Origin of the sequence: Paenibacillus xylanivorans, assembly GCF_001280595.1 — a bacterium.
In the GTDB taxonomy this organism is placed as follows: domain Bacteria; phylum Bacillota; class Bacilli; order Paenibacillales; family Paenibacillaceae; genus Paenibacillus; species Paenibacillus xylanivorans.
On sequence record NZ_LITU01000053.1, the window covers coordinates 270 to 18,844 of the forward strand.

Annotated in this window: 21 protein-coding genes and 1 other annotated feature; of the genes, 19 read left to right on the forward strand and 2 right to left on the reverse strand. The window is 45.4% G+C overall.

The genetic code is table 11. From position 1 onward, the window contains the following. Window positions 1–1,015, forward strand: a 1,015-nt coding sequence (locus AMS66_RS34340; protein WP_269084538.1) for a BclA C-terminal domain-containing protein, incomplete at its 5' end; no start/stop codon positions are given. A gap of 100 nt (window positions 1,016–1,115) precedes the next feature. On the opposite strand, the gene serA is transcribed toward AMS66_RS34340, so the two are convergent. Continuing rightward, a complete protein-coding gene (gene serA / locus AMS66_RS09990) occupies window positions 1,116–2,711 on the reverse strand; it encodes a phosphoglycerate dehydrogenase (RefSeq protein WP_053780661.1) in 1,596 nt (531 codons plus the stop codon). A 200-nt stretch (window positions 2,712–2,911) separates the two neighbouring features. Next, window positions 2,912–3,142: a binding site (T-box leader), on the reverse strand. A 346-nt stretch (window positions 3,143–3,488) separates the two neighbouring features. Between serA and AMS66_RS09995 the strand changes: the two genes are divergently transcribed. From AMS66_RS09995 to AMS66_RS10005, 3 genes are read left to right on the forward strand one after another with little or no spacing between them, the layout of a single operon-like run. Next, a complete protein-coding gene (locus AMS66_RS09995) occupies window positions 3,489–4,082 on the forward strand; it encodes a type II CAAX endopeptidase family protein (RefSeq protein WP_024630696.1) in 594 nt (197 codons plus the stop codon). Further along, complete coding sequence (locus AMS66_RS10000) at window positions 4,079–4,531, forward strand: hypothetical protein (RefSeq protein WP_053780662.1); 453 nt, start codon at window positions 4,079–4,081, stop codon at window positions 4,529–4,531. Before AMS66_RS09995 ends, AMS66_RS10000 begins: the two co-directional genes overlap by 4 nt. Then, window positions 4,519–5,343 carry a metallophosphoesterase gene (locus tag AMS66_RS10005; protein WP_053780663.1) on the forward strand — a complete coding sequence of 275 codons (825 nt, stop codon included), beginning with the start codon at window positions 4,519–4,521 and terminating at the stop codon, window positions 5,341–5,343. Before AMS66_RS10000 ends, AMS66_RS10005 begins: the two co-directional genes overlap by 13 nt. 103 nt (window positions 5,344–5,446) lie before the next feature. Here AMS66_RS10005 and AMS66_RS10010 read toward each other — a convergent pair whose 3' ends face one another. Next, window positions 5,447–6,379, reverse strand: coding sequence for a polysaccharide deacetylase family protein (locus tag AMS66_RS10010; RefSeq protein WP_053780664.1), 933 nt, complete (start codon window positions 6,377–6,379; stop codon window positions 5,447–5,449). 94 nt (window positions 6,380–6,473) lie between these two features. On the opposite strand from AMS66_RS10010, the gene AMS66_RS10015 reads away from it, so the two are divergent. The 15 genes from AMS66_RS10015 to AMS66_RS10085 all read left to right on the forward strand — a co-directional run bounded on the left by AMS66_RS10015 (window position 6,474) and on the right by AMS66_RS10085 (window position 18,575). Continuing rightward, complete coding sequence (locus AMS66_RS10015) at window positions 6,474–6,830, forward strand: hypothetical protein (protein ID WP_053780665.1); 357 nt, start codon at window positions 6,474–6,476, stop codon at window positions 6,828–6,830. A gap of 186 nt (window positions 6,831–7,016) precedes the next feature. After that, window positions 7,017–7,631, forward strand: coding sequence for a genetic competence negative regulator (locus AMS66_RS10020; RefSeq protein ID WP_024630691.1), 615 nt, complete (start codon window positions 7,017–7,019; stop codon window positions 7,629–7,631). Between the two features lie 42 nt (window positions 7,632–7,673). After that, a complete protein-coding gene (gene prsW / locus AMS66_RS10025; protein WP_053780666.1) occupies window positions 7,674–8,369 on the forward strand; it encodes a glutamic-type intramembrane protease PrsW in 696 nt (231 codons plus the stop codon). 116 nt (window positions 8,370–8,485) lie between these two features. After that, window positions 8,486–8,656, forward strand: coding sequence for a hypothetical protein (locus tag AMS66_RS32960; protein WP_167666101.1), 171 nt, complete (start codon window positions 8,486–8,488; stop codon window positions 8,654–8,656). A gap of 122 nt (window positions 8,657–8,778) precedes the next feature. Next, window positions 8,779–10,125: a germination protein YpeB gene (gene ypeB, locus AMS66_RS10030; RefSeq protein ID WP_053780667.1), complete on the forward strand. Its 1,347-nt coding sequence runs from the start codon at window positions 8,779–8,781 to the stop codon at window positions 10,123–10,125. 154 nt (window positions 10,126–10,279) lie between these two features. Continuing rightward, the gene (locus AMS66_RS10035; RefSeq protein ID WP_053780668.1) at window positions 10,280–10,933 is read left to right on the forward strand and encodes a flagellar brake protein; all 654 of its coding nucleotides are present in this window, start codon (window positions 10,280–10,282) and stop codon (window positions 10,931–10,933) included. Window positions 10,934–11,330: 397 nt separating this feature from the next. Then, complete coding sequence (gene cmk, locus AMS66_RS10045; protein ID WP_053780670.1) at window positions 11,331–12,035, forward strand: (d)CMP kinase; 705 nt, start codon at window positions 11,331–11,333, stop codon at window positions 12,033–12,035. Beyond that, window positions 12,032–12,619: a lysophospholipid acyltransferase family protein gene (locus AMS66_RS10050; protein ID WP_053780671.1), complete on the forward strand. Its 588-nt coding sequence runs from the start codon at window positions 12,032–12,034 to the stop codon at window positions 12,617–12,619. The genes cmk and AMS66_RS10050 overlap by 4 nt, the downstream gene beginning before the upstream one ends. Window positions 12,620–12,760: 141 nt before the next feature. Then, window positions 12,761–13,975: a 30S ribosomal protein S1 gene (gene rpsA / locus AMS66_RS10055; RefSeq protein WP_053780672.1), complete on the forward strand. Its 1,215-nt coding sequence runs from the start codon at window positions 12,761–12,763 to the stop codon at window positions 13,973–13,975. Window positions 13,976–14,159: 184 nt separating this feature from the next. Next, the gene (der, locus tag AMS66_RS10060; RefSeq protein ID WP_053780673.1) at window positions 14,160–15,482 is read left to right on the forward strand and encodes a ribosome biogenesis GTPase Der; all 1,323 of its coding nucleotides are present in this window, start codon (window positions 14,160–14,162) and stop codon (window positions 15,480–15,482) included. Between the two features lie 11 nt (window positions 15,483–15,493). Continuing rightward, window positions 15,494–16,117 (forward strand): glycerol-3-phosphate 1-O-acyltransferase PlsY, encoded by a 624-nt coding sequence (plsY, locus tag AMS66_RS10065; protein ID WP_053780674.1) that lies wholly within the window; start codon window positions 15,494–15,496, stop codon window positions 16,115–16,117. Further along, a complete protein-coding gene (locus AMS66_RS10070) occupies window positions 16,110–17,150 on the forward strand; it encodes an NAD(P)H-dependent glycerol-3-phosphate dehydrogenase (protein WP_053780675.1) in 1,041 nt (346 codons plus the stop codon). The genes plsY and AMS66_RS10070 overlap by 8 nt, the downstream gene beginning before the upstream one ends. A gap of 99 nt (window positions 17,151–17,249) precedes the next feature. Continuing rightward, the gene (locus AMS66_RS10075; RefSeq protein ID WP_024630680.1) at window positions 17,250–17,525 is read left to right on the forward strand and encodes a stage VI sporulation protein F; all 276 of its coding nucleotides are present in this window, start codon (window positions 17,250–17,252) and stop codon (window positions 17,523–17,525) included. 169 nt (window positions 17,526–17,694) lie between these two features. Further along, entirely contained in the window at window positions 17,695–17,874 is a 180-nt protein-coding gene (locus AMS66_RS10080) for a DUF2768 family protein (protein ID WP_053780676.1), read from the forward strand. 83 nt (window positions 17,875–17,957) lie between these two features. Beyond that, window positions 17,958–18,575 (forward strand): hypothetical protein, encoded by a 618-nt coding sequence (locus tag AMS66_RS10085; RefSeq protein ID WP_053780677.1) that lies wholly within the window; start codon window positions 17,958–17,960, stop codon window positions 18,573–18,575.

Below are 18,575 nucleotides of genomic sequence, written 5' to 3' on the forward strand. Positions count from 1 at the left end.
CACGCCGGGAACATCACCGGACTATACATTGCTCGCAGGTGCCGGAGCTACAGGTGCGACAGGGGCAACCGGAGTTGGTGTAACGGGTAGTATCGGTGATACGGGTGCAACCGGAGCGACTGGAGTTACCGGAGATACAGGAGCTGTGGGTGTAACTGGAGCTACCGGTGTCAGTGTAACGGGGAGTACTGGAGCAACCGGAATAACGGGAGTCACAGGAGCGACGGGAATCACCGGAGCCACCGGGGTTACGGGAATAACAGGAGCAACAGGAATCGGCGTCACCGGAGAAACAGGAGCTGCCGGCATCACCGGAGTTACCGGAACGACGGGAATCACCGGAACCACTGGGGTTACGGGAATAACAGGAGCAACGGGTATCGGCGTCACCGGAGCAACAGGAGCAACCGGAATAACGGGTGCAACGGGGGTTGCAATAGGGATCACCGGAACAACAGGTGTGACGGGTATTACAGGTACTACTGGAGCAAGCGGGGCTACCGGAGCAACAGGAGCCAGTGTAACTGGAAGCACAGGAGCGACAGGCATAACGGGAGCTACTGGAGCAACTGGGGCCACCGGAGGTGCAGGTGCAACAGGAGCCACAGGAACTTCTGTAACTTCTAATTCGGCATATGGTGAGAACACAAGTGGTACCATTCTTGTAATTTTGGGTGGAACACTGATTCCAGTGCCGAATAACCAAAATATAGGCACTGGCATAACTATTAATGGAACCAATGACACCTTCACTCTTGCCAATGCAGGGCGTTACTATATCTCTTATAAAATAAATTTGACAGCGGCACTTGCTATTCAATCCCGGATTTTACTTAACGGGACAGCAATTCCGGCGAGTGTAGTTTCACCAGTACTCTCTCTAAGTCAGTTGCAGTCTGACTTTATTGTGACGGTTACTGCTGGATCTACAATACAGTTCCAACTGTTTGGTTTGGTTGCTACAGCTGTTCTTACTCCACCGGGAGCTACTATAAACATTATTCAATTAGCTTAATGCATAAATTAAGCTCTTAAAAGGATTTTTGAGTTTATAAAAAAGAGACGAACCCGATCAGGTTCGCCTCTTTTTGTCTTATAAGTGAATAATTCCAAAGTTAATTCAAAACGATTTCAACGGCTGTATTTATTTCCTGAAGGGCCGCAAGTTGCACAAGCACATCTTTTGGCACTTCCTTGTCAACAGTCAGAATCATGATAGCAGCTCCACCAATGATTTTACGTCCAACCTGCATGGAGGCGATGTTAACTTCGTTTTCTCCAAGCAAAGTCCCAACGCGTCCGATGATACCCGGTTTATCATTATGGGAAATTAAGATTTGGTGACTTTCCGGAGCGATATCCACTGGAAATTTGTCCAGACGCACGATCCGCTCACCGTAACCGGCAAGCAGTGTACCTGCAACACGACGCTCTTCGCCATTCTGGTTCGTCACAAGTGTGACGGTAATCAGATTTGTGAATCCTTTGGTAGCCGATGTTTGGCTAACGACTACATTGAGATCGCGAACTTTAGCCAAATGCATGGAGTTGACAATATTGGCTTCTGCGCCTAAATGTCTTGCCAGGATACCCTTTACAATGTAGCGAGTCAAAGGAGAAGTATCCACTTCAGACAAATCTCCAGCGTAATCGATCCGAATTTCTTGAACCGCATTTTGAGTGATCTGAGCAGCAAAGCTACCCAGTGTTTCACCCAGTTTAAAGTACGGCTGCAGTTTGTTCATTACAGTTGGGGCTACTGCGGGCATGTTAACCGCGTTTTTGAACGGTTCATTGCGCAGGATATGAAGGACTTGCTCGGACACGTCGATCGCAACATTTTCTTGTGCTTCTACTGTGGATGCACCAAGATGAGGCGTGACAATAATGCTAGGGTGATTCAGGAATGGATGATCAGCAGCTGGTGGCTCGCTCTCGAAAACGTCAAATGCTGCACCAGCAACGATACCCTCATCAATTGCTTCTACAAGTGCCATTTCGTCAACGACTCCACCGCGGGCACAGTTGATAATACGCATGCCTTTTTTCATTACTTCGAATTGTGGGCGGGAAATCATATGGCGTGTCTCAGGTGTAAGTGGTGTGTGAACGGTCATGAAGTCAGCATTGCGAATGATATCATCCACACTAGCCAGCTTAACTTGAAGTTTCTCCGCACGATCTTGAGTGAGGAACGGGTCATAAGCTAGAATATCCATTCCGAATGCTTTGGCACGTTTAGCTACTTCGCTACCGATCCGTCCCATACCGAGTACACCCAGTGTTTTATTTCTTAACTCCACACCCAGGAAGGTTTTACGATCCCAAGTACCTTGAATGGTTTTGGCATATGCCTGAGGAATATGTCGTGCTAGTGCCATCATCATGGCAAATGTATGTTCACATGTCGTAATCGTATTACCGTCAGGGGCGTTAATAACAATGATACCTCGTTGGGTAGCGGCTTCCAAATCAATGTTATCTACACCTACACCAGCACGTCCGATGACTTTGAGGTTTGTACCTGCCGTCATAATACGATCTGTTACACGAGTCTGACTTCGAACCAGAAGGGCATCATAATCGCCGATAATTGCAACAAGCTCATCTTCGCTAAGACCTGTTTTCTTCTCAACTACAACATCATTTGCATCCACCAGTTGCTGAATTCCCAGATCACTAATGGGGTCCGACACTAACACTTTGTACATGGTTTCTTCCTCCTTAGGTATGTGTATCTATATCGTCAAGGGCTCACCTCACGAAAGAGGCATTCCTTAAAACCATTGGAATCCTTCCTCCCAACAACGCGGTGTCGCAGCAGAGGGGGAAGGTGTAGAAAATAGGGCAATTCCCACGTCTGTACTTTAAAATAAATCAAAAAACTCTCAATCCACATACTGCTTGCGCAATAAGGGACGAGAGTTGTCGTGGTACCACCCTAATTCACCGCCGTTTCGCAACGACAGTCTTAGCGGTCAATGAAGACCGAAGAGGATAACGGGTCTAAACCGATTGCACCTACTCCAATTTCAATGCAATAACTCAGGAGCGCTCAAGATCATCTGCCTGCCACCGATTTACACCATCCATCGGCTCTCTGTAAGACAAAGCAACATCTTTTTTCCATCATCGTGTTTAACGTGACTAATTTTTTCATAATGTATCATGGCTGACATGAGCATGTCAATAGGCTTAAATGTTTTAATTCGATTTACCATTGTCAGTTTCTTCAATGCCAAAGGAAGCATACAAATATTAAGAATTGACTTCCTTGATTGATATAAATAGCTCGATTACAAGCTGTTTTACGAATAGAATTTTAATGCATTAATGAAGTAATGCATTTGCTATAGCTTCGCTAAAAAACCGGGACTTGGGGCAGGCCTTGAACCTATTTGGTTTTTTGGATATCATTTAGTATACTATCCGATTGGACAACGAAATTGTTATCCATCAAATATAAGTCAAGAGGACAGACACAGGCGATGAAAAAATTAAAGTTTCCCAAGTTCAAGATTCAGAAGGCTGAACCACAGCAACTTACCGAGCGTTTGCTTCTGATCAATCTATACTTTACACAAGGGTTAACTTTGATCATTGGCGTTGTATGGATTTTATTGCAGAAGAGAAATTTGTTTGATGTGCTTGCGTGGCCTGACAGTTACCATTTTATTTGGTGGGGGCTTGGTCTTGCTGGCATTATGCTGGTTATGGACTTGGTTCTTTCTTATGTTATTCCTCAAGAAAGTATGGACGATGGGGGAATTAACGAGATGCTGTTTCGTCAGCGTCCGATCTGGCACATTGTATGCATAGCAGCCATCGTTGCTGTTTGTGAAGAATTGTTATTTCGCGGAGCCATACAGTATGCGTTAGGTCCTTACTGGACAAGTATTTTATTTGCGGTCATCCATATTCGATATCTGCGGCATTGGATCCCAACTGGTTGGGTATTTGTTTCGAGCTATGGATTGGGTTGGATTTATATGCAATCCGGCACATTATGGGCGCCTATACTATGTCATTTTATTATTGATTTGGTGTCTGGATTAGCGATACGTTTTCGGAGGGGATCATGAATCAGCAATTAAGTAGAATGAAGACTTACGGCAGTCAGCGCCATCGTCATTCAGATAAGACAGAGACATCTGAACGTCCTGAAGCTTCTCAAACAAATCTGGTTGTTGAAACAGCTGCTGCCGCAGAGGTGGGAGGACTCACACCAATTACCTCTGTCTCTATACCAAGATCACAACGTAAGTCTTATACATCATCGTTGGAAAGTCCGGTGCTCCCCCGGCGGGCGCCAGCACGTGCCAATAAAGAACAAAAGCCATCAGAAGAGTCCGTTTCCGAAGCGGGCACACTTCCTACGCGGACGGAACTTCATCCTTCTCGCCGTTTACGACTCAGTAAACGATTTGTTAATTCACTCATTTTTATATTTGTTTTGCTCACGATCAGTCTGGTTTGGTGGGGTATAAAAGGAGCGCCTCCTCTGGATACTTTTCTTCCATGGCCATGGTAATGCTGGCCTGGTTCATTGCTGTTATTTTGGCCGGAATTGCTTTGCTGGTTCATATGTGGCGAGAGGCGCATCTTCACCACATTGTTTCAGAAGAGGTTGAAGTGCCGAATTTGCCGTCTTCTTTTGATGGTAGCAAAATACTGTATATATCTGATATCCATAAGCGCAAGCTGAAAAACAATGATCTGGAACACCTTCGAAATCAGGTGGACTGGGTTATTATTGGGGGAGATGTGGCTGAAAAGGGAATTTCATGGCCCATCGTCAGACATAATATGAGCTTGTTATCATATATTGCACCTGCTTTTACAGTGTATGGGAACCATGATAAAAGAGCAGGAACTGCGCATCTCGAACGTATATTCAGAGATACGGGCGTTCAACTTTTACAGGATTCTACAGTCTACCTTCCTAAAGGCAAAAGCAAGCTGTGCCTAGTCGGAGTTGATTATCGTTCACGGCGAGGGGATTCGCTGCTTGCTGAATTGGACACCAAAGATTGCAAGATTGCCATTGTACACGATCCCCTACAGGCTCTTCACTTGAATGAGCCTGTTGATCTGATATTGAGTGGTCACACCCACGGTGGACAATTGGTATTTCCGGGCTTTGGTCCTGTCTTTCTTAACAAAGCGTACCGTTCTGTGTCTAGTGGGTGGTTCTCTTTGAAACGTGAGGGTAATGATACCGATCGAGAAGGCAAAATGTTGGTTAGCAAAGGATACGGAACAAATCATTTGCCGTTTAGACTTTGTTGTCCCGCTGAAATGCATATCATTACTTTGCGAATGCTCTCAAACAAACAGCCTTGATCCACATGGGATCAAGGCTGTTTGTTGTAACTTTGGATGTTCCTTCATATCCATTCCAATTCATCATTCAGATAAGCCGATTGTAGGCCAAAAAAATCGAAGCTCAACGTGCTTCCAGTTCAATGGAGCGAGGGTCGACAAATGTGTAGCCTTTCTGTTCGAGTTTGGTTAACAACTCATCCAATGCTTCAACCGTCCATGGCAACTCATGCATCAAAATATTACTACCGGGATTTAATTGATCCAGCACATTCTGGATGACTTTATCCGGTTTGTTTTTGGTGCTCTTATCCCAATCCAGTGAGCCATTGGACCATGTCATATATAACATGCCGTTTTTCTTGACTGTAGCCTTCAGTGCATCATTTCCGGATCCGAACGGCGGGCGGAAGAACTGAGGCTCCACGCCAATCGTTTCTTTTACAATTTTTTGCACATCGGTTACCTGTTTGGCGGCTGCCGTAGTGGACATTTTTTTCAGATCTTCATGATCCCAGGCATGATTTCCTACAACCTGACCACGTTTATGAATGATCTCCAGCAACTCGGGATGACTTTTCACTCGGTATCCGTTAACAAAAAATATTGCTTTCGCGCCATGTTTATCCAATGTGTCGATTAATCCGTTAATCATTTTTTCTTCTTTAGGTCCATCATCAAATGTCAACAAAACAACCTTGCTTTCGCTTGTTTTGGCGTTGGGTTTGATGTAATAATTGGCGTTCATGTGATACGTTTTTTCAATATTATCTTCGGTTGTTTGTCCGGAAGTATTGTCGTTTCCTTCCTTTTCTGTAGTGGACATTTCGTCACGCCTTGGTGATTCTTGATCAGATGGTGAGTCCGTTGAGGACTGGGAATCCGTGGTTTGTGTTTCTCCTGTGCCAGTGGCTGTTGGCTCATTATGTTGCTCCTGCGTCGAAGTAACCGATCCATTGCTGGACCTGGTGGATTCAGGTGTTGTATCGTCCTTGGAACCACACGCTGACAACAGCATGCATACGATCATAATTAAGGCGGTGGTCTGTCTAATCATGATTTCAACTCGCTTTCCTGTATTTATGCGGAATGAGATGAGGGCCTCCCGCAAACACTAGTTGTGATTTTAACATTAAAAGGAGGTTGGTGTAATGAAGGCGTCATCCTTTTTCTGGGGTGTTGTAATTGGCGTAGCAGCCAGTTCTTGGCTGTCCAAAGGTAAAATGTCAATGCTGTCTTCCGGTTCATCCCGCAACATGATGAATCAGGCCAAACACAAAATGATGGAGATGACGTTCCCCGGTATGGACGGGTTCAGCTCCAAGCCAAACGAACAAAGCGGAGATTCCCACAAAAGCACGCATAAAAAAAGTGCAAAACCGATCACTCCGCAGGAAAAAGAAGAGAACATGAACATGCTCAAAGATTTTATTCGCACCAATCCGGATGTTAAACATGAAGTTGAGCAAATTTTAACTCAAACAAACACAACAGTACCGGGTTTATAAACACAAACTCCCCATTAGAATCATCCACAGTCTAGTTTGATGTGGAATGATTCTTTTTTTGTCGATTTTACTTCGTGCATTTGCAGGTATAAAATGATAACATAACTACATAGATTTATTTTCAGCACATATTGTTTTGTGCTTCATAATCTGTTATAAGACTTGCTTATAAAGGGGAGATCCTGTATGAAAATAGAACGATTAAGTCACGATAAGATACGGATTTTCCTGACCTTTGACGATCTGAGCGAGCGCGGAATACAAAAAGAAGATATGTGGCAGGAAATACCTAGAGTTCATGAACTGTTCACTGAAATGATGGACCAGGCCTATTCCGAACTTGGATTTGATGCTACAGGTCCACTTGCTGTCGAAGTATTCGCACTTCCCGCTCAAGGGATGGTTGTCATTGTTACCCGGGGGAAATATGATCCGCAACAATATGGTTCAGGTAACGAGGATGATCTGCCTGAAGAAGTATATGAGATGGAAGTTACACTTGAGCAAAGCGATTCCATCGTCTATGCATTCAAAGATTTTGAAGTGCTAATTGAGGCTGCACATATGTTGCGTCAGCACGTAACGGATGCTGGACGACTCTATTCCTATAAAGACAAGTGGTTTTTGCATTTGGAACCGGATGACGTGGATTCCACCAAACATGCAGCATTGATTGCCCTGCTTGCTGAATTCGGTGAAGGATCTTCAGTCACTCCAGCAGTCATGGAAGAGTATGGGAAGGTTGTTATGCCTGAGCAAGCGATTGAGGTTATTTGCACCCACTTCAAGCGTCAGGATTAAGCTCTAGTTGTAATCGCGTCTTAGTCAGAGGAGGGAATTTCGGTGCTTTTGTTTTCGGTTTTAGCGGCAGCAGTAGCTCCGGGTCTCGCCTTGTTAACATACTTTTATCTGAAGGACCGTTATGACTCTGAACCTCTTCACATGGTATTTCGAGTCTTTCTTATGGGGATTCTGATGGTATTACCTGTGATGATTATTCAGCGTGGCATGATGATCTGGCTTGGAGATAATCCTTATGTTGAAGCCATCCTCATTTCAGGTTGGGTTGAAGAGTTCGTCAAATGGTTTGTGATATACCATATTATCTATAACCATACCGAATTTGACGAGCCTTATGATGGGATTCTATACTCCGTTGCTGTTTCACTCGGGTTTGCTACGGTTGAGAATGTGTTGTACGCCTTTGCGGGGAATGCTTCCGTCTCAGTCATGTTTATTCGTGCTTTGCTTCCTGTATCGGGTCACGCCATGTTTGCAGTAATTATGGGTTATTACATGGGGCGGGCCAAGTTCACGGATGGCAAGAAAAAACGTTGGTTTCTTATGCTCTCACTCTTTTTGCCGTTCTTCTGGCATGCACTTTACGATGTCATTATGAATACCATGGTGAATCATTGGTTGTGGTTCATTGCGCCGTTGATGGCGGGGTTATGGTACGGAGCGATGGGCAAGATTACAAGGGCCAACAATCGTTCTCCTTTTCGTTTTGTGAAGCGTGAGGAAGAGATTAAATTATAAAAATACGGACACACTGGTGGACATGGAGCGCAACCTGCGCCTGATGCCCTGGTGTGTTTTTTTCTGCAACAATAAAAATTCCCGGGGAAAGACAAATAGAAACGGGGATAAGCGTGATGAGAATCAAAATTAAAATCAGATGCAAACAATGCGGAGAACGCTTTACGCTACGAGGCAAGAAGGAACGTGGAAGAATCGAGACCGGTTTTAAACAGTGTTTGTGTGATAATCGGGATCAGTTCGAAATTGAGGAAGATGGCGGCACAACCTGGGTTCAATTGAATTAAACTAACGGCTCGGAACCATTCGTAATAAGCCCGTCATTGGACAGACTGGAAATCGCATGCATAAGAGGTCTTTCTTCGATCCACAATAGAGGTAGTGGCTTAGAAGAAAGGAGACTCTACCGATGTATAAACGTTTAAGTTCAGTTATGTTTCCGATATTTGCAGTTCTGTTGATCGGTGCTCTCGTATGGGGATACCAAGAGAACCAGGAAAAAAATGCAATTCTGATCAAGGCGGAGAATCAATATCAGCGTGCTTTTCACGATTTATCATTCCATATGGACAAATTGCACTCGGAGATTGGGAATACACTGGCGGTTCATGCCACGTCCCAAGGGATGCATCGCAAAGGTCTGATGAATGTATGGCGACTTACCAGTGAAGCACAGAATGAAATTAACCAATTGCCGCTCACAATGCTGCCATTCAGTGAAACGGAGGAGTTTCTCTCCCGCATCTCCAACTTTGCTTATCAGGCGTCCATGCGTGATCTGACGAATGAACCTTTAAGTGAAAAGGAAATGGGCAACCTGAAAAAGCTGTATGCGAATTCATCCGAGATTACCAAAAATCTGCAGAATGTTCAGCAGAGAGTCATTTCGGACCGTTTGCGCTGGATGGATGCCGAGTCGGCTATGGCAACGGAAGAGCAAACGATGGATAATACCATCGTCGATGGATTCCGGACGGTCAATAAAAAGGTACAGGAATATCCTGAACTTGACTGGGGTCCTTCAGTCTCCAGTATTTATGCCAAACGTTCGGTGAAAAAGCTGGATGGCTTACCAATGACCAAAGAGCAGATCCAAAGTAAAGCTGCCAAATTCTCTGATGCCGAACACGGTAAGATTCAAATACAGGAAAATGGGAAAGGTACAGATTGGGAATCGTACACAGCCACGATTGATCAGTCCAAAGACAGTAAATTGATGATGGACTTCACCCGTAATGGCGGTCTGCTCATCTCTTACAGCGACACTCGTCCGATTGGGACAAAGAAAGTAACTCGTAAGGATGCCATGTCAAAAGCAGATCAATTCCTTTCCAACAAGGGTTACAAAGATATGAAGGCGGTCAATTACGATGAGTTTGGCAATCTCGGTAACCTGACCTATGTGCGCAAACAAGGAGATACATTGATTTATCCAGAAAAAATGTCTGTTCGAGTTGGCCTTGATAACGGGGATGTTACCGGCTTCCAGGCAAGTGACTTTGTATATGAGCATCAGAAGAAACGGGAGATTCCAAAAGCTGCGCTCACTGTTGAACAGGCCCGCAAAAAGCTGAATCCGGAATTCGAGGAGAGCTATGCTCGTAAGTCACTCATTAAGAATGATTACAGCAAAGAAGTTCTTTGTTACGAATTCGGCGGACGCATTAACGGTACGAAATATAAAATTTACATCAATGCCGATACAGGTATGGAAGAAGCAGTTGAGGAAATCAAACCGGTGAATGAGACCACATAATATCCGGATTCCGGCAGCTTGTTAAAATGCAAATAGATTACGGAACAGACCACATGGTGGTCTGTTTTTTGTTGTCCACTATGAGAAAGGTCATGGTATAATAGTCCTTGTACATACGATGCGAAGATAAAAAGCTAAGGTGGCGGTGAACAGCTTGTTTCCCAAAATAAATGAAGTTCTATACATCCAAATTGCCTCTGCAGATGAAAAAGAGGAAAGCAAAGAATACAAATCACGTATAGCGGATGTGGATGACCATAGTTTCCTGATCGAAGTTCCGATGCAGCAGGGAAGCAGTAGGTTGAAAAGGTTGTTTTTTGGTGAGGAATTGTCCATTTCTTATATTACGGAAGACGGGGTTCGTCATTATTTCAACACTTACGTTACCGGATTTGAAGAAGATGTAGTTCGTCTTGTGCGAATTCGCAAGCCTTTGCCGGATGACATTACCAAAATTCAGCGTCGCAGTTTTCTACGTGTTCATGCAAACCTTGAAATGGCCATTCAGGGTGAAGATCTGACCCGAGCTGTGGGCTTGACTGAAGATATTGGCGGCGGGGGATTGTCCATTTATAGTGAACCCAGTTTTGCTATTGCGGAAGGGCAAAAGTTGAAATGCTGGTTGCTTATCCCCTATCGTAATGCATCGATTGAACATGCGAATTTTGAAGCTGAAGTGGTACGAATCAAAACACTGGAAACAGGCCGGCTGCTATGCATGTTAAAGTTCGTGCAGATTACGGATTCGGAACGGCAGAAGATCATCAAGTTTTGTTTTGAACGGCAGTTGGATTATCGAACGAAATAAAAATGATGATTGTCTGGGATGAAAAGGGACAGCGGTGGGTACTGTAATGGAAAAACGGAGGTTCAGGTTGTGAACAATCGCCATTCATCCCGCAGATACGAGCGCCTATATTATGTTTTATCCAAGCGGATGGAAAGAAGGGCTCTGATACTGATCACATCCCTTCTCATTCTGCTTGTGATATATCAATTATTACTTCTTGTGCCTGATATGAAAAGGAATATGACCTCCATTGATCGTCTGGAAGGAACCCCAATTCAGATGCAAACGCTACACGAATAATAGCATCACTGATTTGTCTGTTTTTGCATCCATGTGTATAGTGTGGTATAATTTTGACGATGCAGGCAATGCCTGTTTTTTTATTGAGGCTTATCGTTTGAGGAGGAATGCCCCGTTGGCAAGCCAGAACACATCAGAGAACGGGAAGATGAACGTTGCAATTGACGGACCTGCCGGTGCCGGGAAAAGCACGGTGGCCCGATTGGTTGCAGAGTCGCTTGCGTATATATACGTCGATACTGGCGCAATGTACCGTGCGGTAACCTTGCATATGCTTCGGAAAGGAATTTCACCGGAAGATGTGCCAGAGGTGCTTCAGGAAACCCAAAAGCTGGTCATTGATTTACAACCGGATCCCGACGGACAGAAAGTGTTCTGTAATGGGGAAGATGTAACCTCGGAAATCCGCTCCCGTGAAGTGACGGGAATCGTGTCCCGATATGCGCAAATCGAGGGGCTGCGTACGCAATTGGTGGATACACAGCGGCAAATGGCTTTGCGCAAGGGCGTCGTCATGGATGGACGCGATATCGGAACGACAGTATTGCCCGACGCGGAAGTGAAAATCTTCATGACTGCCAGTGTGGAAGAGCGTGCACTTCGCCGCTTCAAAGAACTGGACCCCTCAGAAGGACTGACGTTGCAGCAACTTGAGCGAGACATTGCCACCCGTGACAAATTGGATGAAAGTCGGGAAATATCCCCGCTTCGTTGTGCTGAGGACGCTACTGTACTCGATACAACCAAGATGAGTATCCATGAAGTGGTTGACAAAATCGTGTCTTATTGCACAATGGTCAGAGGAGAGATCGGTCTATGATTTACACATTTTGCAGCACATTACTGCGGATCATTTACACCATTCTTTTCCGCCTGGAGGCAGTTGGACGGGAGAACATCCCGAAAGAAGGCGGCGTACTTTTATGTTCCAATCATATCAGTAACTTTGATCCTCCAACGGTAGGTATTAAGATTCGTCGTCAGGTGCGTTTCATGGCCAAGAGCGAATTGTTTGATATTCCGGTCTTTGGCCGAATTATCAAAGCCGTAGGCGCTTTCCCGGTTAAACGTGGAGGCGTCAGCAAGGAATCCATCAAGACCTCACTCAACATTTTGCGTGATGGTGAAGTGCTTGGCATTTTCCCTTCGGGAAGCCGTCACAATGATGGAGGCATCGGCAAAAAAGGGGCAGCGAGCTTCGCTCTCCGAAGTGGTGCTACAGTTATTCCTACTGCTATTATTGGTAACTACAAGGTTTTTCGTAAGATGAAGGTGATCTATGGAGCACCGGTGAATTTGGACGAGTTCAAGGAAGATCCATCCGGCGATGCGCTGGAGAGAGCGACGGAGAAGATTATGTCCAAGATTAATGAAATGGTGCAAACAGGCGTGCCAAGCAAATAACGGCTTCGTCTACAGCTGAGTGCATGTTTCCATATTTTTGAGGGAAGCTAAAGATGTTCATTCAGCGATGAAAGTGTTTTGAACTCTGCTACAGGCAGGTTTGAATATAATGGGGTTTTTGAATTGAGGAGGGTATTTGACATGTCGGAAGAAATGAAAAATCAAGAAGCAACCCAAGATGAGTTGGATCAATTCGTTTCCTTGAAAAAAGGAGATACCGTAAAAGGAACCATCGTCAAATTGGAAGATAACCAAGCCTATGTGAGCATTGGATATAAATATGACGGTGTAATTCCAATTCGTGAACTGTCTTCTCTACACGTAGACAGCGCGTCTGATGCAGTTGAAGTTGGACAAGAAGTTGAAGCTAAAGTACTTAGCATCGACGACGAGAAAGAAAAACTAGTTTTGTCCAAACGTGCAATCGACAGCGAAAACGCTTGGGATCAATTGCAAAAGCATTTTGAAGACCAAGACGTATTCGAAGTTGTTGTAGCTGACGTTGTTAAAGGCGGTCTGGTAGCAGACGTGGGTGTACGCGGATTTATCCCGGCTTCCATGGTAGAGCGCCATTTCGTTGAAGATTTCAGCGATTACAAAGGACGCACATTGCGTGTTAAAGTGAAAGAGATCGATCGTGAGAACAACAAAGTGATCCTTTCCCAAAAAGACGTACTTGAGCAAGAATTCGAAGCAAACAAAGTTAGCGTTATGGCTGGTTTGCAAGAAGGCCAAGTGATCGAAGGTACGGTACAACGTTTGACTCAATTCGGTGCTTTCGTTGATGTAGGCGGAGTAGACGGATTGGTTCACGTATCCGAGCTGGCTTGGACACACGTTGACAAACCATCGGACGTTCTGTCTGAAGGCGATAAAGTAAACGTAAAAGTGCTGAAAGTTGATCCTGAAAAAGGCAAAATCAGCCTGAGCATGAAAGCTGTTCAACCAGGTCCTTGGGAAACAGCTGGCGACAAATTCAACTCTAGCGATATCGTAACAGGTGTTGTAAAACGTCTGGTTGACTTCGGTGCTTTTGTTGAAATCGCTCCTGGTGTTGAGGGACTTGTGCATATCTCGCAAATCTCCCACAAACATATCGGCACTCCACACGAAGTGTTGAAAGAAGGACAAGAAGTTCAAGTTAAAATCTTGGACATGAACCCTTCTGAGCAACGTGTAAGCCTGAGCATCAAGGAAACTGAAGAAGCTCCTGCTCAAGCACCAAAATCAGAAAGACCAGCAAGAAACAATGCTCCACGTGAAGAAATCAACAACCCGAACGTTTCCTTGAGCAATCAAGGTCTGAGCATCACGCTCGGCGAGCGCTTCGGTGACAAACTCAGCAAATTCAAATAAGTTATACATGCATGGTTCTTAGTTATATACTGCATATTTTGCTGAACAATAAAAGCAAGATCGGCGAGCCCCAGCGGGTTCGCCGATTGTTGTTATTGCGAGTATAACGGCATGAAACGTTAGCCAAGACAGGTGTTTTTTGCTATGATGAGTATCGTAAGTATGGACAGGAGGAGTGGAATGTATGGCAAGACCCGTTGTGGCAATTGTCGGGCGACCAAATGTGGGCAAATCCACCATTTTTAATCGGATCATCGGCGACAGATTGGCCATTGTGGAAGACAAACCGGGCATTACCCGTGACCGTATCTACGGAATCGGCGAATGGAACGGTAAACCATTTAGCATAATCGATACAGGTGGTATCGAAATCGACGGCGAGGACGTCATTTTAAAATCTATCCGGATGCAGGCAGAGCTCGCCATTGAAGAAGCGGATGTTATTGTATTCATGTGTGATGCAAAAGCAGGGATTACGCAATCTGATGAAGAAGTCGCAGAGATGTTGTACCGCTCAGGCAAGCCTATCGTTGTAGCCGTTAACAAAGTGGATAATATCGGGCGCAGTGAGCTCATTTATGAGTTTTATGGATTTGGATTTGGTGATCCAATCGGAGTTTCGGGAAGTCATGGTACAGGTGTAGGAGATCTGCTTGATGCCATCGTAGAGAAATTGCCTGAACTTGAGGAAGAGACTTACGATGACGATGTCATTCGTGTAGCTCTGATCGGACGTCCCAACGTAGGTAAATCTTCATTGGTGAACGCTATTTTGGGCGAAGAACGTGTTATTGTCAGTGATGTTGCTGGAACGACACGGGACGCTATTGATACACCATTTGAAAAAGACGGCCAGCGCTATGTGTTGATTGATACAGCAGGTATGCGTAAACGTGGAAAAGTCTATGAAACCACGGAAAAATACAGCGTAATGCGTGCGATGCGTGCCATTGAGCGTGCAGATGTTGTTCTGATTGTTATTAATGGCGAAGAAGGCATTATTGAGCAGGACAAGCATATTGCGGGTTATGCATTCGAAGCAGGCAAAGCCTCCCTATTTGTTGTGAACAAATGGGATGTTGTGGAGAAGTCTGATAAAACAATGAATGAGTTTGAGAGAAAAATTCGGGACCATTTCCTGTTTATGACTTACGCTCCGGTTGTATTTTTGTCAGCCAAGACAAAACAACGCTTACAAAAATTGTTGCCTGTTGTTCAGCGTGTAGCACAGCAGCATTCTTTGCGTGTTCAGACGCATCTGCTTAACGATGTCGTGTCTGATGCAGTGGCGATTAATCCGCCACCAACAGATAAAGGGCGCAGAATGCGAATCAACTATGTGACGCAGGTTGCAGTTAAACCTCCGACCATGGTTATTTTTGTGAACGATCCGGAATTGATGCACTTTTCTTATGAACGTTACCTGGAGAATAAGATTCGGGCAGCGTTTGATTTTGAAGGGACACCAATTCGCATATTTACTCGGAGGAAGTCCGACGAAGGTTAGGGGAGAAGTTTGTGATTTTACAAATCGCAGCGATTGTACTGAGTTATCTGCTCGGTTCAATCAGCTTTAGTGTCCTCCTTGCAAAAGCACTACGGGGGATCGATATCCGTCAACACGGAAGTGGAAATGCAGGAGCTACCAATACATTGCGGATATTGGGTAAGGGACCGGCAATTCTGGTACTGCTGCTGGATGTACTCAAAGGTATTGCGGCCGTTTGGGTTGGGATTTGGTTAAGCAACGGTTCCGATTGGATTCCTGCACTTAGTGGTATAGCGGCTATTGCAGGACATAACTGGCCTTTGTACTTCCGTTTCCGTGGAGGAAAAGGAATCGCGACAGCGATTGGTGTGCTCGTGACTCTTGCGCTTATTCCTGCGCTATGCGCCGGGGTATTCGCCATCCTGTCCATCGTATTGACACGATATGTTTCACTGGGTTCCCTTATTTTTGTAGCTTTGACACCGCTCTTCATCCTAGTGTTACCCGGATATTCAATGAGTATCTTCTGGGGAAGTCTGATTATTTGTCTGTTTGCGTTCTGGAGACATCGTACCAATATTGCGAAGCTCGCCAAAGGACAGGAAAATAAATTGGGATCGAAAAACCCTGGAGGGGGAAAACGCGTTGTCTAAAAAAGTTGCTGTTCTGGTTGCGGGCAGTTGGGGTACTGCACTCGCCAGTGTATTGGCTGCCAACCAGCTGGATGTGATCATGTGGACACGTGGTGAAGACCAGGCCACAGAGATCAATAATAAACATACCAACCAACGATTCCTTCCCGATGCTGAGCTGTCGCCTCGTATTCAGGCAACAACGGATATGGCAAAGGCAGTTGAAGGGGCTTCGGCTGTGTTAATTGTTGCTCCTTCATCGGCGATGCGTTCGGTTGCTCATCAGCTTAAGGCCCATTACAAACCGGAAATGTTAATCATTCATGCAACCAAGGGGTTTGAGACAGAAAGCCTGAACCGCATGTCCACGGTCATTTCGGAAGAACTTGAATGTGAAGAAGGACGTGTCGTTGTACTTTCTGGTCCAAGCCATGCGGAAGAAGTAGTTAAGCGTTGCCCAACAACGGTTGTTGTGGCATCCCTGGACAAAGCTTCTGCCGAGGCAGCCCAAGGTTTATTTATGAATGCTTATTTCCGTGTATACACAAATCGAGATATGATCGGTGTAGAACTGGCGGGAGCGTTCAAAAATATTATCGCGCTGGGAGCAGGTATGTCAGACGGGCTTAACTTTGGTGACAATGCCAAAGCAGCGTTGCTAACACGCGGGCTGGCCGAGATCACGCGCATCGGTGTGGAGATGGGAGCGAATCCGCTCACGTTCTCCGGACTTGCAGGGATTGGCGATTTGGTCGTGACCGCGACTAGTCAGCATAGCCGTAACTGGAGAGCCGGTTCCTTGCTGGGCAAAGGACAGAAGCTGGACGATGTTTTGAATTCCATGGGCATGGTTGTGGAAGGCATTCGGACCACACAGGCCGCCCACTTTATTTCTCAGAAATACGGTGTGCAGATGCCGATTGCAGATCAGCTTTATCACGTTCTTTTTCAAGAGAGACAGCCGCGCGATGCGGTTGAAGCTTTGATGGGACGAGATCCCAAGACCGAAATGGAAGTCATGACGCTTGAAACCTGGGAGCAGTGGCATTCCTGATGGTAGCGTAGGCAGCTTTCCCGAAATGAGAAGCTTATTCACCTTTTTTGCGGTGCACTCATACTATACACATGAGTATTGCCGGAGGAGGGGAGACGAATGGCTAACAACATTTCCAAGGAAGCGCTGAAAGCGATCAACAAAAAAACAGGGAAATCGATTACGGAAGGTGCCGTCAAAAAATTGGCGAGTACAGTAAAACCGTCCACCATGCAGAATGAAGCTCAATTGCGCCAACTGATCAAGCAAGTATCCGCCATGGCAAAAGTGCCGGTATCTGAGGATACAGTTCAGGATATCGTGAGTGCCGTCAAAAAAAGCGGATTAAACCCAAACAGTATGGAATCATTAATGAAAATGATGATGAAAAAATAATAGATCGCGCCTGCGTGCAGGCGATCGAGCAAGACAAAAAGACAAGTCGGCATATGCCGGCTTTCTTTTTGTCTTTTTTTTGGAAAGCTGAGCAATGTTTCGTGTTATAATAGTTGCAATTGTCACGTGTCAGTGATGAATAACGGACTGAAGGGGAGAACTCTGGATTATGAACGCGATGGACAAGATGTGGCTTTCATTGGTCGCAATCCTCATTATGGGACTATCTGTATTCCTGATTACGTTTGCTCGATCCAAAACGAAAGGCATTGTACGGGGGATTCTTTCATTAATTGCTTTTCTCATTATGCTGATTGGCTTTTTCGGCGGAATTGCTTCTCTGACCTGATCTTTCTCGCCTAAGAGATAACATCCGCATAAATACATCATAAGAACTGACACAACGAAAACGGATGAAGGGAAGGTGAGCCGATGAGGCCGCATGAAACGGAGGATCGGACAGAGCGCTATCCGGAATTACACGCGGCTTTGCTGGAAACGGCGAAAGCCTGGGATACAGAGCCTTATACGTGGCTGCTTGGGGGAAGCTGTGGATTGTTGCTCCAACAGGTGGAGTTACAGCAGGCTCCCAGAGATATTGATATTTATGCTGATATCACCGCGGCGAAGCTGCTGCATAAATCTGCGCCTGGAATGGTGCTGGACGAACCTGTAGTAGATAAGACGGGACCTTATGCCTCGCTGCTCAGTCATTATCAGGTAGGGACTTGTGCTTTGGAATTAGTTGGTGGTTTCGAAGTGTGGTCACGTAAAAGTTGGTACCGCATTGAAATTGAGCATGTATTGGCCGAGTACGCTCCTGAGGTGAAATTGGGTTCTTACACATTTCGACTAATGCCACTTGCGCATGAGCTGTTGTTCAATCTAATGAGAGGCCGTGCCGATCGTTATGAACCCATTGCAAGACAGATTCGGCAGATGCCCGAATTACATCAACCTCTAATGACTTTATTGGGGAAGCAAAATATATGGACAAGCCGATTCAGAGCAGAAGTGGAAGAGCTTGTTGGCTTCGAATGGCCTCAGTAG